Annotated in this window: 16 protein-coding genes and 1 riboswitch; of the genes, 3 read left to right on the top strand and 13 right to left on the bottom strand. The window is 57.5% G+C overall.

Annotated elements, in window-relative coordinates:
• The 10 genes from SP99_RS07820 to SP99_RS07775 are packed head-to-tail and all read right to left on the bottom strand — an operon-like array spanning nt 1 to nt 8,584.
• Nucleotides 1-786 carry a cobalt-precorrin-6A reductase gene (locus SP99_RS07820; RefSeq protein ID WP_047958204.1) on the bottom strand — a complete coding sequence of 262 codons (786 nt, stop codon included), beginning with the start codon at nt 784-786 and terminating at the stop codon, nt 1-3.
• Nucleotides 783-1,508, bottom strand: coding sequence for a precorrin-3B C(17)-methyltransferase (locus tag SP99_RS07815; protein WP_047958203.1), 726 nt, complete (start codon nt 1,506-1,508; stop codon nt 783-785). Before SP99_RS07815 ends, SP99_RS07820 begins: the two co-directional genes overlap by 4 nt.
• A complete protein-coding gene (gene cbiG / locus SP99_RS07810) occupies nt 1,508-2,563 on the bottom strand; it encodes a cobalt-precorrin 5A hydrolase (RefSeq protein WP_047958202.1) in 1,056 nt (351 codons plus the stop codon). The genes SP99_RS07815 and cbiG overlap by 1 nt, the downstream gene beginning before the upstream one ends.
• Nucleotides 2,544-3,317, bottom strand: coding sequence for a cobalt-precorrin-4 methyltransferase (locus SP99_RS07805; RefSeq protein WP_047958201.1), 774 nt, complete (start codon nt 3,315-3,317; stop codon nt 2,544-2,546). The genes cbiG and SP99_RS07805 overlap by 20 nt, the downstream gene beginning before the upstream one ends.
• Nucleotides 3,310-3,879 carry a decarboxylating cobalt-precorrin-6B (C(15))-methyltransferase gene (locus SP99_RS07800; protein WP_047958200.1) on the bottom strand — a complete coding sequence of 190 codons (570 nt, stop codon included), beginning with the start codon at nt 3,877-3,879 and terminating at the stop codon, nt 3,310-3,312. Before SP99_RS07800 ends, SP99_RS07805 begins: the two co-directional genes overlap by 8 nt.
• On the bottom strand, nt 3,869-4,474 hold the full coding sequence (locus SP99_RS07795) for a cobalt-precorrin-7 (C(5))-methyltransferase (protein WP_047958199.1): 606 nt from the start codon (nt 4,472-4,474) through the stop codon (nt 3,869-3,871). Before SP99_RS07795 ends, SP99_RS07800 begins: the two co-directional genes overlap by 11 nt.
• Nucleotides 4,468-5,607 carry a cobalt-precorrin-5B (C(1))-methyltransferase CbiD gene (cbiD, locus tag SP99_RS07790; protein ID WP_047958198.1) on the bottom strand — a complete coding sequence of 380 codons (1,140 nt, stop codon included), beginning with the start codon at nt 5,605-5,607 and terminating at the stop codon, nt 4,468-4,470. The genes SP99_RS07795 and cbiD overlap by 7 nt, the downstream gene beginning before the upstream one ends.
• Entirely contained in the window at nt 5,604-6,236 is a 633-nt protein-coding gene (locus SP99_RS07785) for a cobalt-precorrin-8 methylmutase (RefSeq protein WP_047958197.1), read from the bottom strand. The genes cbiD and SP99_RS07785 overlap by 4 nt, the downstream gene beginning before the upstream one ends.
• A 12-nt stretch (nt 6,237-6,248) precedes the next feature.
• Nucleotides 6,249-7,208 (bottom strand): adenosylcobinamide-phosphate synthase CbiB, encoded by a 960-nt coding sequence (cbiB, locus tag SP99_RS07780; RefSeq protein ID WP_047958196.1) that lies wholly within the window; start codon nt 7,206-7,208, stop codon nt 6,249-6,251.
• Nucleotides 7,205-8,584, bottom strand: coding sequence for a cobyrinic acid a,c-diamide synthase CobB (locus SP99_RS07775; RefSeq protein ID WP_047958195.1), 1,380 nt, complete (start codon nt 8,582-8,584; stop codon nt 7,205-7,207). Before SP99_RS07775 ends, cbiB begins: the two co-directional genes overlap by 4 nt.
• A 97-nt stretch (nt 8,585-8,681) precedes the next feature.
• Nucleotides 8,682-8,856: riboswitch (cobalamin riboswitch) on the bottom strand.
• 443 nt (nt 8,857-9,299) lie between these two features.
• Between SP99_RS07775 and SP99_RS07770 the strand changes: the two genes are divergently transcribed.
• Complete coding sequence (locus tag SP99_RS07770; protein WP_047959787.1) at nt 9,300-10,166, top strand: GHMP family kinase ATP-binding protein; 867 nt, start codon at nt 9,300-9,302, stop codon at nt 10,164-10,166.
• On the opposite strand, the gene SP99_RS07765 is transcribed toward SP99_RS07770, so the two are convergent.
• Genes SP99_RS07765 through cobA form a run of 3 tightly spaced genes read right to left on the bottom strand, consistent with a single transcriptional unit; the run spans nt 10,158 to nt 12,690 of the window.
• Nucleotides 10,158-10,805, bottom strand: a complete 648-nt coding sequence (locus SP99_RS07765) for a precorrin-2 dehydrogenase/sirohydrochlorin ferrochelatase family protein (RefSeq protein ID WP_047958194.1) — start codon at nt 10,803-10,805, stop codon at nt 10,158-10,160. The two genes, SP99_RS07770 and SP99_RS07765, sit on opposite strands and share 9 nt — an antisense overlap.
• A 4-nt stretch (nt 10,806-10,809) precedes the next feature.
• The gene (cobD, locus tag SP99_RS07760) at nt 10,810-11,880 is read right to left on the bottom strand and encodes a threonine-phosphate decarboxylase CobD (RefSeq protein ID WP_047958193.1); all 1,071 of its coding nucleotides are present in this window, start codon (nt 11,878-11,880) and stop codon (nt 10,810-10,812) included.
• 39 nt (nt 11,881-11,919) lie between these two features.
• Nucleotides 11,920-12,690, bottom strand: a complete 771-nt coding sequence (gene cobA, locus SP99_RS07755) for a uroporphyrinogen-III C-methyltransferase (protein WP_047958192.1) — start codon at nt 12,688-12,690, stop codon at nt 11,920-11,922.
• A gap of 517 nt (nt 12,691-13,207) precedes the next feature.
• Between cobA and glmS the strand changes: the two genes are divergently transcribed.
• Entirely contained in the window at nt 13,208-13,657 is a 450-nt protein-coding gene (gene glmS / locus SP99_RS07750) for a methylaspartate mutase subunit S (protein ID WP_024907732.1), read from the top strand.
• On the top strand, nt 13,657-15,045 hold the full coding sequence (gene glmL / locus SP99_RS07745; RefSeq protein ID WP_045284685.1) for a methylaspartate mutase accessory protein GlmL: 1,389 nt from the start codon (nt 13,657-13,659) through the stop codon (nt 15,043-15,045). Before glmS ends, glmL begins: the two co-directional genes overlap by 1 nt.
• Nucleotides 15,046-15,058 lie beyond the last annotated feature (13 nt).

Below are 15,058 nucleotides of genomic sequence, written 5' to 3'. Positions count from 1 at the left end.
TTAAGCAACGGCCATCCAACGCGCTAAACGCCCGGCGAATGCGGCCTGACTTTCCAGTAACTCGTCTCCCGTCACCAGCGGTGCCGGGCGTGTAATCACGATGCAGGGAATGCCCGCATCCAGACAGGGTTGAACCTTTTCCCGATAACCGCCTTCCGCACCGGACGCTTTGGTTATCATCACGTCAGCCCGGCACTGGCGATAAAACGCCGCGTTAAACTCAGCGCTGAATGGTCCGCACAGGGCGAAAATCTCGGTAACACCAAAGCCAAGCCCGACGCATTGCTCAAGGACCTCGGGCACCGGCAGTACCCGGGCCAGCAGCGTTTTCTCCGGCAGCGCGGTACGCCAGCGCGCCAGATCTTTACTCCCGGTTGTCAACAGCACGCGTTCGCCAAGACGCCGCGCGATGTCGCAGGCCTCTTCAATTCCCGGCACGCTGTAGAGCAGCGGATGCGTCAGTTCACTGAGCTGTTCGGGGCGCTGATAGCGGCTAAGCAACACGCCCACCGTCTCACAGGCCGTCAGGATGTTGCGGCTGACCACTTCAGCGTAGGGATGCGAAGCGTCAATCACCCAACGGGTCCTGTTTTCCGTAAGCCAGTCAACCATCTGTTGCGGCTCCAGACGACCACAGCGCACGCGCCCCTTAATGTCGCCCGCCAGCCGCTGCCCGGTGGGCGTCGCCACCGACAGGGTGTAGGCCACGTCAGCCGCATCCAGCTGGTGGCAGATCGCGCGGGCATCGCTGGTGCCCCCCAAGACCAGCACGTCGCCATATTTCACAGCACATAACCCCGCGGTGTGATCATCAGCCCCTCCTGCACATACGTGGCTTTATTTCCGACAATCACCAGACTCGTCATATCGACCGGCTCAAAGTCCATGTCACCCAGCGTGGTTAGCCACTTCTCCTGCTTTTTACGCCCGGCAGATTTCACTACCCCTACCGGCGTTTGCGGACTTTTACTGGCGCGCAGCAGCTCAAATGCGCGTGCCAGATGGCCCTCGCGACCCCGGCTGCGCGGGTTATAGAAACAGATGACAAAGTCCGCTTCTGCCGCGGCGACAATGCGTTTTTCGATCAGGGGCCACGGCGTCAGCAGATCGCTTAAGCTGATGTGGCAAAAATCGTGCATCAGCGGTGCGCCAAGCAGAGAGGCGGCGGCGATACTGGCCGTCATCCCGGGGATCAGGCGAACCTCAACGTCCAGTTTCTGTTTGCTGACCAGCTCCAGCACCAGCCCCGCCATGCCATAAATACCGGCGTCGCCGCTGCTGATAAGCGCGACATTATGCCCGGCCTGCGCCAGCTCAATCGCCGCCTGGCAGCGTTCAATCTCCTTACACATACCGGTTTTGATGACCTGTTTGTCGCCCGTGAACGCCTTCACCAGATGGGTGTAGGTTTTGTAGCCAACGATGATTTCTGCCGCCTGTAACGCGTCTACGGCCTCCATAGTCATCATGGCCTGCGAGCCCGGGCCGATTCCAATTACGGTTAACATCAGTGTGAAACTCCCAAAGTGATAGTGACGCCCTGTTCGCGCAGGGTTTCTCCTCGTAGTTGCCCATGGCTCAGCAGCCACGCTGCCGGACCCGAGACGCTCCCCACCCCAACCGTCTGGCGTACAAAGGATGAGGCCGCAAAGCGATGTTCGTGCTCACGCAGCGCGTCAGCGGTAAAGGTTTCAAAAGGAACACGCCAGCAGGCGGCAAGCTGAAGCAGGCCCGCTTCGTCTTTTTTAAGGGAGACGCTGCCAATCGCTTTCAGCGCCAGCGGATCGAACTGCTGCGCCTCAAGCTGACGCGACAGCAGCGTCGCCAGTAGCGAATACGGCGTGTTGCGTCGACAGCCGATGCCTGCCACAACCCGCTGCGGGACCAGCTTCCAGTGCGGCAGCGGCAGTTCCGGCAACGTATTTCGCAACGTAATACACACCAGCGCATCCAGTTCAGGGAGGTGCTGCAGGTCGCTCACGGTAATAAATCCGCGCCGATCGCACTGACTGACGTCGCTATCGAGTTCGACATCCCACCACAGCCCTACCCGCTGGTGGCTCACCAGCATCTGGTTGACGATTTTTACCGTCGTTCGGAAATCGCGCATTCGGGCATTGAGCTGAATGGCAAGGGTATCCAGCGCGGCCATCTCGTTGACGTCCGTGGCGGTGGTTATCACCGGGTCAGCCCCCAGTATTCCCGCCAGGTAGCGAGTCAGCGCATTCGCGCCGCCAGCATGGCCGGAAAGCAGGCTAATCACGTGCTGCCCACGCTCATCGATCACTACCACCGCCGGGTCGCTCAGTTTGTCGTCGATCAAAGGCGCCAGGACGCGAACCGCAATGCCGGTTGCGCCGATAAAAATCAGCGCCGGGTAGTGCGTGAACGCTTCGCGAAGCGCCGGGGCAAAGCCGCCGTTGAAGGAGACAAAGCCCTCTTCCTGCAAATGCTCGCTGGCAAAGCAGGTTACCGGCAGCATCAATGCCAGGCGTTTCGCCAGCTGCACGCCACCCGGCGTCAGGCAAAACAGCGCGATGGACTCAGGCCTGGCGGTATTCATGGCTAAAATCCGCAGCATAGAGTTTTGAGTAGTGATACTCCTCGCCCAGGAACTTCCCGACCAGAATGAGCGCCGTTTTGCGGATCCCCGCCTCGCGTACCTTGTCGGCGATATCCGCCAGCGTGCCGCGTACGGTGTGGCTTTCTGGCCAGGTCGCTTTATAAATGACGGCTACGGGCGTGGTGTCCGGGTATCCACCTTCTATCAGACGTTCCGCCACCCGGTGAATACGCTGGACCGAGAGATAAATCGCCATAGATGTCTGATGGCTGGCAAATGACTCCAGCTGTTCACGCGCCGGTACCGGCGTACGGCCTTCGAGGCGGGTAATAATCAGGCTTTGTGAGACTTCAGGAACGGTGTATTCGACCCCAAGCTCCGCCGCGGCGCCGAGGAAGGCGCTGACGCCGGGCACCACCTGCCAGGCAATGCCGCGTTTGGTCAGCTCTTCGCCCTGCTCACGGACGGAACCGTAGAGCGAGACATCACCGGTTTGTAAACGTACCACCGTTTTTCCGGCCTTCACGCCTGCCGCCATCAGGTCAAGGATCTGTTCTAAATGGAGTTCCGCGCTGTCGTGGCATTCGGCCTCCTGCGGGCAATAGGCCAACAGTTCGGTATTGATAAGCGAACCGGCATAGATAACCACCTGCGCCTGCTGCAGCAGCCGATAACCCTTGAGCGTGATGAGCTCACGATCGCCGGGACCTGCACCGACAAACCACACACAACGGGAATCAAACGTCTCAGACATGGTGTTCTTCCTTCTGACAGGCGATAACATAAACAGGATTATTCGGTTTGAAATAGTGGCCGCTGCCGAGCGAGGTCAGCGCGGAGCTCTGCATTTGCAGGCAATCAATGTCCTGCACGCCGATCTGCTGCAAATGGGTCAGCGCGGTGGTGAGGTTTTCCATCAGGATAAAGGTCATGACCAGACGTCCGCCTGGATGTAACTGGCGCATGGACCAGTCAATAAGCGATGTCAGATGGCCACCGCTGCCGCCCATAAATACCGCATCGGCCTTATCCGCCACCGGTAACGGTGCAACGCCCGGCAAAATCGTGATATTGCGACAGGCAAAATGCTGGCAATTTTCCGCAAGCAGTTGCAGAGCCGCAGGGTTACGCTCAATGGCCGTTACGCGCAGAGAGGGAAACAGCAGCGCAGCCTCTATCGACACGCTCCCGGTCCCCGCGCCTACATCAATCAGATGGCTGACGCGGTGCAGCTCCAGTTTCGCGAGGGCAAGCGCGCGTACCGCCTCTTTGGTCATCGGCACCGTTTCGCCGCGCAGAAACAGTTCATCTTTCATCGAGTATCACCAGGGCATTCATTTCATAGTCAGCGCTGACCTCACTGACGGTAAGCCAGTGGATCCGTTCGTTTTCCATCGCCAGGTTTTCACCAATCACCATCCAGCGATGCCCCTTACCGCGTGCGATCAGCTGCGCGGCAATCTCTTTCGGCCCACACTGGCTATCGGTAACCATCGCCACTTTGCGATGCCGTACCAGTTCATCAATATTCACGCTGCGACCATGGCTGCTGGTGAGCCATATCTCATTCATATCAATGCCCGCCTGCGCGCACAGGTACTGCACCGCGCTGATGCCGGGAATCACGCGCACGCGCGCAATACCAAAATGCGCCACCATCCGCGATCCGATGCCGTAAAACAGCGGATCGCCGGAGGCGACAATCACCACCTTTTTCTCCTGACGCGCCTCAACCCAGGCCAGCAGCTCCGGAATGTTGGCGCCGAGGACAAACGTCTCGCCGCCAAACGCCGGAAACGCCTGCAGGTGGCGTTTTCCGCCAACCAGCGCATCGGCGTGCTCAACGGCGTCTCGCGCAGCGGGCGTCATCAGGGACAGTCCCGCTGGCCCCATTCCCACGACCGTTAACATTGCAGCTCCCGGGCTATCGCCTCGACCGGGCGGTTGCTGCCCAGCACCTGGTTATCAAAGGAAAACAGAATGGCGTCACAGGCCGGCGGATTTTTGGTAAAGCGCAGCATCTGCATCACGCGCAGGCAGATACGTTCGGCAAGGTGGCTGTAAAGAACCTGAAAACCCCAGGTTTCGATATGTTCCATCGCCGCTTCGGTGGTATCGCAATCGCTGACGGCGGTCAGTAATTCCAGCGGCGCGCCGAGTAGCGCCAGATGCGCCACCAGCGTTTCCATGCGCGCATCAGCGATATGGCTGTGGGTGTGGAAAATCCCGGCGGCAACTTTGATCAGTTTGCCAGGATGGCCGACCAGCACTATCTGGCGAAATCCCAGCCGCACCGCCTCTTCGATCATGTAGCCGACAAAATTGCTCATGGTGACCACGACATCTTCATCGATGCCCATCTGCTCACGCACAAAACGCTCGCCATGATTGCCCGGTACCAGCACGACCCGTTCCAGCCCGGCCGCGCGTTTAATCTCCAGATCAAGAGAAAGCGATCGTTTCCAGCTCTCCTCTGACATCGGAGTCACAATGCCAGTTGTGCCGATGATCGAAATGCCGCCCAGGATCCCGAGGCGTGAGTTGTAGGTTTTCCGGGCCCGCTCTTCCCCTTCAGGCGCAAAAATTGTTATGTCGGCCCCGCGGGTCGGGCCAATCGCCTCACGCACCGCAGTTTCAATGGTGTGACGCGGTGTGCGGTTGATCGCCGCGCTGCCGAGGGGCAGGCCAATTCCTTTGCGCGTCACGGTCCCTACGCCTTCGCCGCCCGACAGCGTAATCTCGCCGCTGTCGTTGAGCGTCACGCGAGCAAAAATCAGCATGCCGTGCGTGGCGTCGACGTCATCACCGCCGTCTTTGCGGATGGCGGCAATCGCCTGCTGTCCTTCAATGTGCGGCGATTCCACGTTCAGACACAGCGTAACGCCGGAGGGCGTGACAATGGAGACCTGATGAATGAGGTGCTGGCGCAGCACCATCAGCGCGGCGACTTTCGCTGCCGCGGTCGCGCAGGAACCGGTGGTGTAGCCTTTGCGTAACGCCTTCCCGTTATGCCATACCGGGGCATCGTAGGTTGAATCGCTCATCGCGCCCCCTGCAGGTAATAGAGCATGGCGTTCACAATCGCTGCTGCCACATTGCTGCCGCCTTTGCGCCCGAGTGCCGCAATAGCGGGCAAATGGCTGTGCGTCAGCGCCTCTTTCGACTCCGCCGCCCCCACAAACCCCACCGGGACGCCCACCACGCCGCTGACGGCAACATCATGCTCAAGCAGGCGAAACAGTGCCGTTGGCGCATTGCCAAAGACGAAGATCTTCTCACTCCCTTCCGTCACCGCGATATCAACGGCCGCCATCGAGCGGGTTATTCCCTGTGCTTTTGCCTGTGCTACCACCCGCGGGTCGCTGATATAGCAACGACATTCGCCCCCGAATGTGGCCAGCAGCGTTTTGTTGATCCCGGAGAGCGCCATCGTGGTATCGGTATAGATGACGGAGGGGCGACGGAGCGCCGCGCAAAGCTGCTCTATGGCGTCATCTGAAAACCAGAGAATATCCAGCCAGTCAAAATCTGCAGTGGTATGGATTACCCGCTTGACGATCGCCTCATGCAGCGGGCTGGCGAACCGGTACTCCGGCCGCGTTTCGCGAATGATCTCGCCAATGATGTCGAAACTTTTGGCTTCAATCGCCTGGGGGTGCTGGATGTATTGCATTGTCTCTTGTCCTCAGGCCACGCCAACCGTCAGCCAGCGTGCTGCGATAAACAGCACCAGCGCCAGGGTGGAGGAAACCCACATCAGTCGAATCGTTCGGGAAATGTCGTCTACCGCAATCGGGCGCAGCGCGTCGCCAATCCAGGGCTTTTCCACGCGCTGGCCAAAATAGGTGTTGGGTCCGCCAAGCCGGACGCCCAGCGCACCGGCAACCGTCGCTTCAGCCCACGCGCAGTTGGGGCTGCTGTGGTTGTAGCGGTCGCGCCAGCCGACGCGCAGCGCGCGGGAGGATCCCTCGCGGCATAGCCATGCCGCAATGCTCAGCAAGAGCCAGCTCAGGCGCGCGGGAATTGCGTTCGCCACGTCATCCATACGGGCGCTGACCATGCCGATCGCGCGGTATTTTTCGTGCCTGTAGCCCACCATTGAATCGAGGGTATTCACCGCTTTATAGGCCATCGCCAGCGGCGCACCGCCCAGCAGAAGGAAAAACAGCGGGGCGATAATGCCGTCGACCGTGTTCTCCGCGACGGTCTCTACCACCGCCCGGTTGATCTGTTCCGGCTGAAGCTGAGAGGTATCGCGCCCCACTATCCAGGAGAGTTTTTCGCGGCTTTCATCAAGGTCGCCCGCTTGCAAAGGGCGTTGAACGTCCCGTGCGGCATTTGCCAGACTGCGTCCGGCCAGCACGGTAAAAATCATCCACACCTCAATGGCCCAGCCCAGCCAGGGATGCACCATCCGTCCGAGCGTCAGCACGCCCCAGGCCACGCCCCAGGTCAGCCCCACCACCGCCAGCCACATTACGCCGCCGCCAATGCGTAACGCCGCGTCACTATGGCAGCAGTGGCGTATGCCGCGCTGCACCGCATTAATCAGGTTGCCTATCCAGCGCACCGGGTGCGGCCAGTTTTGTGGGTCGCCGATGATGACATCAAGCAGCCACGCGACGCACCATGCCAGCAGAGTCATCGCGCCCCCCTCGCCGCCGCCAGCCAGCGGCTGAGCATCATGGGACGTTGGGCAAAGTGGAGGTGAAGGTAGCTTGCGAACGTGTTGCCAACCTGCCAGCCGCCCGCCCATTCCTGCATCGTCACGCCATCGCGCACTTTTCGGCACGCCAGCACCGCTGGGGTATCGGGGAAGAAGTCGGAATAGTGGAATTCATGCCCACGCAGCACCTCCCCGCCATCGGCCAGCAGCGTGGGCTGGCGCGCCTGCGCCTCACAATAGCCAAAACGGGTCAGCCGTTTACCCATCCGGCTGTAGCCGGGGAGAATGTCGGCCATCCGGTGGGTCACCCCTTCGCTATCTTCCAGCGCGCTGCCGAGATACATCAGCCCGCCACATTCGGCGTAGATCGCCACGCCGCGCCGGTGCGCCTCCTGCAGGCTGGCGAGCATTGTGGTGTTTTCCGCAAGCCGTGCCGCATAAAGCTCCGGGTAACCGCCCCCGAGCCAGACCATCTGGCAGTCAGGTAAACGGCTCTCCCGGAGCGGACTAAAGCGGATTATCTCGACCCCGGTACGTTCGAGCAGCATGATGTTATCCGGATAATAGAAGTTGAAGGCGTCGTCGTCAGCCATCGCGAGCGTTAACCCGCGCCCGGCGTCCCCATCAGGCAGCGCAGGCCAGGCGCCCTGCGGCAGCGACGCCATCTGGCTGAGCGCGAGAAGTTGTTCGATATCCAGCGTACGTTCGAGAATGGCGGCAAAATTCTGCCAGGTCTGCGAGTCCGCAACCGACTCCCGGGCAGTGACCAATCCCAGATGGCGCTCGGGTAAACTGACACCCTCAACGCGAGGCACATAACCCAGGACGGGTACCGTGCAGTAGTGTTCAATTGCCGCTTTGAGCAACTGATAATGTGATTCGCTGTTAACTCGATTAACAATCACCCCGGCAATATTGAGGGTGGGATCGAATCGCTGAAAACCCATTACGGTCGCGGCAATCGACGTAGAAACCGCCTTGCCGTCTACCAGCAGAATCACCGGACAGCCCAGCTGTTTTGCCATCGCGGCGGTGCTGCAATAATTCGGATCGGTGCCGTAGCCATCATACAGCCCCATCACGCCTTCAATGACCGCGATATCCGCCTGCTGCATATGCTCGCAAAACAGCGTGTTGAGGATCGGTTCAGGTAGCATGAAGCTGTCGAGGTTGCGGGAGGCGGTACCGCTGACTTTGGTATGCCAGCCGGTATCAAGATAGTCAGGGCCCACTTTGTACGGCTGGACGCGTAACCCACGCTGTTTTAACAGACTCAACAGGCCAAGCGTCACCGTGGTTTTACCACAACCGCTTCCTGTACCTGCCAGAACAAACGCGTACTGCTTTGGCTCCATGACCCTGATCCTGTTCAGGGTGGATGAGTGGTATAGATACACGTAGCCCCAGTCTTTCGACTGTATGCATCAGTACAACCCACTTCCCACCGAAGTTGTTGAACGTTCCCGACAGGCAGGTCTTCTGGCTTAGCGTCCTCCTCGCCCGTCCTTCCCAATCTCACGATCAGTGGTCATTACGGGGTCGTCAGCATCACAGCAGCGGGGGCTGCGGGGGATTGTCACCCCCTTCCCTGCCACAAATGTGGCAAACCTGTCGGCTTACATTATGAGAAAAAAAACAGCAATGCTATTTACGGCGTTTCAATTCACCTTAGGTAATTACTTAACCGTAAGAAAAATACCTGCTGAGTAAAACGTGGCATCAGAGTAATTGACGCCTTTCTCAATAACTCAACGTTTTATCACAAAAAATAAAAAGCAAAGATAATTACGCTTAAAATCTCGATATTTATTGCGCTACGACAAGTTATTGCATCACTTGATATTTTTTCATTTTATCGTGATCAAAATTCATTAAGATATTAAAAACTGGCAATACCATAATATGGCTATTAAACGTAAGCCCGTACGATTTTATTGATGCATTACGCGTTCAGCGGGATCGCAGAATAATATGTAGGTTATCCAGAAAGGGAATTTGCGGTATATCAAGGTAAGAGGAATATCCTCATGACACTATGTTTCAGAAATGACTGACCAGAAAGGTGAGAACGTGGCTGTTGCGCAATGCCCCGCGTCGTGCGGTGAGCTTATCCAGGGCTGGATTTTGGGCAGTGAAAAGCTGGTCTCCTGCCCTGTCGAATGGTACAGCACTGTTGAGGTGAGCCACGGCTCACCTCTGGCGGATGAACGCCCGCTGTCGCGCGCGATGGTTGAACGGTTATTGCAGTACTGGCACTACCCGGCGCAGTTGAGCCAGGAGATTCGCATTGATGTGCATTCGACCATCCCGATTGCCAAAGGGATGGCCAGCAGCACCGCAGATATTGCCGCCACCGCCGTCGCCACCGCCCACCATCTGGGGCATCAGCTCGACGAAAGCACGCTGGCAACGCTTTGCGTTTCGCTCGAACCCACCGACAGTACCGTGTTTCGCCAGTTAACCCTTTTCGATCATAACGACGCCTCTACCCAAATTCCCTGTGACGCCCACCCCACTCTCGACCTGCTTGTTCTGGAAAGTCCGCAAACGCTGCGCACGGCCGATTACCACCGCATCCCGCGTCAGGCGGGGCTACATGCCGGTGCGCCAGCGCTGAAACGCGCATGGGAAAAAGTACAGGAAGCCTGTATGACGCAAAACCCTTACCGGCTGGGCGAAGCGGCCACCCTCAGCGCCATCGCCAGCCAGACGCTGTTGCCAAAACCGGATTTTGACGCTCTGCTCTCACTGGTGGAGGAGTGCGGTATCTACGGGGTCAACGTGGCGCACAGCGGCAGCGTCGTGGGGCTGATGCTGGACAGAAATAAAGACGATGTCGATTATGTGAAATGGCTGTTAGCGAAAAAACAGCTCACCCGCCATTGGCCAGAACAACACCTGCTGCGGATGGTAAAAGGCGGCGTGACGCTACTCTGAGAGCAGCCTGTGCTGAATGAGCCACTCCACCTGCTGCCTGACCTCGTGTTCGTGTTCCTGCGCTAAGGCCTGTTGCAGCGGAACATGCCGGAAGAACGCGGCCCAAAATGCACGCTTGCGCTCCCGGTCGCTGCACATACCGTTTACCCTTTCACGAAGCGCTCCCGCCAGCCGCACGCTATTCTGCATACCCGGAGGAAGATGCGCGGCGACATGCGCTTTGAGTATCTTACTGTACACCGGCGCGTTGCCCCCGCAGCTGAGCGCAATAATAACCGGCGAACGGTCAATAATGGCCGGTGAAATAAAGGTGGCAGCAGAAAGGTCGTCTGTGACATTGCAAAACAGATGCCTCGCGCTGGCAGCCCCGGCGACCTGACGGTTCACCTGCGGATCGCTGGTCGCGGCAATGACCAGCCAGCAGGCGAGCAGATACTGCGGCGCAAACGTTGCCGGGAACCATTCGATGTCACCGCACGCGTGCAGGCCGGCAAGTTCTGGCGTCAGGGTGGGCGCAACCAGACGCAGCACTGCCCCGGCTGCCAGCAAACTCTTCGCCTTATGCGTCGCCACCTGCCCGCCACCGACGATCAGGCAGCGTTTACCCTTCAGGTTGCAAAAAATCGGAAAATAGTCCATCGCCTTAGCCTTCTAAAACCTGACTCAGCGCGGCAATAAACCGGCGGTTCTCCGCTTCGGTACGCACGGCAATTCTATAGTAGTCACGATCGAGCCCCGGGTAGTTTTCACAGTGGCGGATAAGGATGTGATGGCCGAGCAGCGCTGCCTTCAGGTTGAACCCCTGACGCAGGCAGCGGAAGAAAATAAAATTGGCTTGCGGCTCCCAGACCACCAGCGATGAAAAGCGCGTCATCGCCTGCCACAGGAAATCCCGCTCCCGGGCGATAAAGGCATGGCTGCGAGAAATATAGTCCTCATCCAGTAACAAATGCTGCCCCACAAGCGCCGATAACGCATTCACGGACCAGGGTTCACGGGTGCGTTTCATCTGGCGAATAGTGTGCGTATTTCCGCTCAGCAGATATCCCAGGCGCAGTCCGGGAATGGCAAAAAACTTGGTCAGGGAACGCAGCAGGTAAAGATAGCGTGACTCAGCCAGCCGTGGTGCCAGCGTCGAGCCCTGCGGCATAAAATCGATGAATGCTTCATCAACAATCAGCGCAATCTGCAGCGCTTCGCACAGCGAGACCAGGCGGTCGAGTAGATCGGCATCAGGCATTAACCCGGTAGGGTTGTTTGGGGTCGCGATGAACAGGCAATCGGGCCGGTGCGCGCGAACGGCATCCAGTAGGGAAAAATCCACCTGGAACCCGTTCGACTCACTCAGTACATAATCGATTATCTGGCATCCCTGCTGCTGCAATGCCCGGCGATACTCGGCAAACCCCGGCACCAGCAGCATTGCCCGGCGGGGGGCAAGCGTTCGCACCAGGCCATAGATCAACTCCGTTTCGCCATTCCCGGCAATCGTCTGGTCATAGTCACACCGACTGGCGCTGGCCAGCGCCTGATGAAGATGGCGGTATTCAACGTCCGGATACTGCATGATGATATCCAGATGGGACACAATGAGCGACCTGACGCGCTCGGGTAGCCCTAACGGATTGATGTTCGCGCTAAAGTCCAACAGCAACCCGGGATCGATCCCCAACTGCAGCCCCGTTTCCAGAACGTTACCACCATGCTCACTCATTCGTTTCACTCGGCTATTTCGCTAGATGTGAGGATAACATCAGACAGCAACCTCATTCAGCGCAAGATGTGATGCGGAAAACGCCAGTATCTCCTGCAGGTTGACGACCTCACCGACGACAATAAGCGCAGGGGCATGCAGTTTTTGACGTTCAACCTCAAGATGGATATCGGTCAGCGTACCTTTGGCGATCTGCTGACGAGACTGGCTGGCATACATCACCACCGCTACCGGCGTCGCAGCGGACATGCCTCCCTCGATCAGCTGCTGGCAGATTTCCGTCAGCCGGGTCATTCCCATCAAAACGATCAGCGTTCCGTTGATTTTCGCCAGCGCATGCCAGTTTTGCGGGTCGTTCCCCTGGCACATATGACCGGTCACAATATGAAAACTGGAGGCGTAATGACGGTGCGTGACCGGGATCCCGGCATAGGCCAGCCCGCCAATCGCAGAACTGATCCCCGGCACAATTTCGAACGACAGACCGTCTTTCGCCAGCTGCTCGGCCTCTTCACCCCCGCGACCAAAAACGTAAGGGTCCCCGCCTTTCAGGCGCACCACCTGCCGTCCCTCCCCGGCATGCCTGACCAGCAGGGCATTGATTTGTTCCTGAGGAACCGGATGATGGCTCGGGGTTTTACCGACATCAATAATCAAACAGCCTGCCGGAGCCTGCGCCAGGAGTTCGGGGTTAACCAGGCGATCGTGGACAATCACTTCCGCGTGGCGGATACAGTGCAGACCTTTTACCGTTATCAAAGACGCATCGCCAGGCCCTGCCCCTACAAGCCAAACTTTCCCTTTACTCATCATTATATCCTCAGATTAAATATTCAAAGACGCAAGAAAACGGATAATTAAAATTAGCGCTGAATTATATATCCCCTCCACAGGTCAAAAAGTTGATGTGTTTATCACTCTCCCTTAATTGTACGAATGGTATTTATGACCAATATCAATAAAACCGCAAATAACCTCCCCGCCCTGCCCGCACGACAATATCGCGATGCCTGTCACGCTTAAAAACAATATTAAACGCCTTCAGCAATAAAACAGGTGCGCGATCACAAATATTACAATGGTTTTGTCAGTAACGTTTACAGATAAATATCAAGACAAAAATAAACCACAGCCAATTATTTGATTTAAAAGGATTTATAATAGCAAAACATCACCATCATCGTTTTAGGAAGGATTTTTTGAAAATAGATCAATTGCTTCCCTTTCCTCTTCCAAACACACTTCAACACCATTAGCAGACCCTGTGTACATTATTCATTTTTAATACCCATTGTATTTTCACAAGCAGCCCTACAGAGGATTACCCATGAAGAAATCAACACTTGTCATTGGCGTCATTGGTGCTGACTGCCATGCGGTAGGCAATAAAGTTCTGGACCGCGTTTTTACTTCTCATGATTTTCACGTTATCAATCTTGGTGTCATGGTAAGCCAGGATGAATATATTGATGCGGCCATCGAAACAGGTGCTGATGCTATTGTCGTTTCATCCATCTACGGCCATGGCGACATCGACTGCCTGGGGCTGCGTGAGCGCTGCATCGAACGCGGTATCGGCGACATTCTGCTTTTTGTTGGCGGTAATCTGGTCGTGGGTAAGCACGATTTTGCCGATGTCGAAGCCAAATTCAAAGAGATGGGTTTCAACCGCGTGTTCGCCCCGAGCCACGACCTGGAAGACGTCTGTCAGCTGATGGCGAATGATATCCAGCAGCGTCAGCGCGTTGAAGAGCTCTGTCTTGAAGAGGGCTTCTGATGCAAATCGTCTCAGTCGACATTGGCTCGACGTGGACCAAAGCCGCACTCTTCACGCCGGAGGGTGATGCGCTTACGTTGGTCAACCACGTGCTGACCCCAACGACGACCCACCATCTGGCTGAGGGCTTCTTTACCAGCCTGAACCAGGTGCTTAACGTTGCCGATGCGCGACCGTTGCTGAACAGCGGGGACGTTACGCTGAAATACTCTTCGTCGGCAAAAGGCGGCCTCGCCGTTGCCGCAATGGGGCTGGTGCCGTCGATAACCCTGGAGTCGGCCAAAGTCACCGCCCATTCAGCGGGCGCCAAAATCGCTCAGTACTACTCCTACAAACTGAACCGCCACGATATCCAGGCGCTGGAGGATTCCCCGCCGGACATCCTGCTGTTCACAGGCGGTACGGACGGCGGAGAAGAGAGCTACGGACTTGCCAATGCCCGCGCGCTGGCAGCGTCCTCGCTGGATTGCGCCATTATTTACGCCGGAAATCGCGATATTCAGGACGACGTGCAGGCCATTCTTGGCCATAAGGATTTGATCACCGTCGACAATGTGTTGCCTGACCTCGATCACCCGAATCCTTATGCCGCCCGCAAGGCCATCTGCGATGTGTTTCTTTCCCGCATCGTGAAGGGGAAAGGACTGGACGTTATCGTCGGGGAAACCGGCGAAGAGCCGATGCCCACACCGTGGACCGTCTACGAACTGGTGAAAGCGATCAGTGAGGTCGACAGCGCGTGGAAAGAATTCATGCTGATCGACATGGGCGGTGCCACCACCGACGTCTATTCCGCCAGCGCCAATACGCTCTCGCCGGATACCGTTCTGCACGGCGTGCCTGAGCCATTTGTGAAACGCACCGTAGAGGGAGACCTCGGCATGCGCGTCTCGGCGGTCGTGGTCGGTGAGAGTACACAGGAACTGGTGAACGCGGTGTTCGCCCATCAGCCTCAACGCAAGGACGCGTTTTATGGCTATCTGCGTCATCTGGTCGCACATCCGGATTATCTGCCTGTCACCGAAGAAGAAAAACATTTCGACACGCTACTGGCCGGGCTGTGCGTGGGGTACGCCAGCGAACGCCATGCCGGCACCAAAAAACAGGTCTGTACCTGCGTCGGCAACGTCGATTTGCAGGTGGGGCGCGATCTCACCACCGTGCGCAAAGTGGTGGGTTCCGGGGGATGGCTCTCCCGCGCCAGCCAGTTCGATGTGCACCGCTGGCTGAAGTACCGCGAGCTGGACGACAGCAGCAGACGCGTTCTTTTACCCGGGCAGTTTGATTATTACCGCGATGCAAAAGGTCTGCTTCCTCTGCTGGCGAATGTCGCCAGGCTGGACCCGCAGGCGGCGGCTCGCACCAGTATTCATTGTTTAACCCTATAAAACCTAAGGCAGC

Source organism: Enterobacter sp. BIDMC92 (assembly GCF_001030225.1).
GTDB classification, from domain to species: Bacteria; Pseudomonadota; Gammaproteobacteria; order Enterobacterales; family Enterobacteriaceae; genus Enterobacter; species Enterobacter sichuanensis.
The sequence above is the reverse complement of the archived record's forward strand: the minus strand, read 5'-3'. Positions and strand labels throughout refer to the sequence as shown.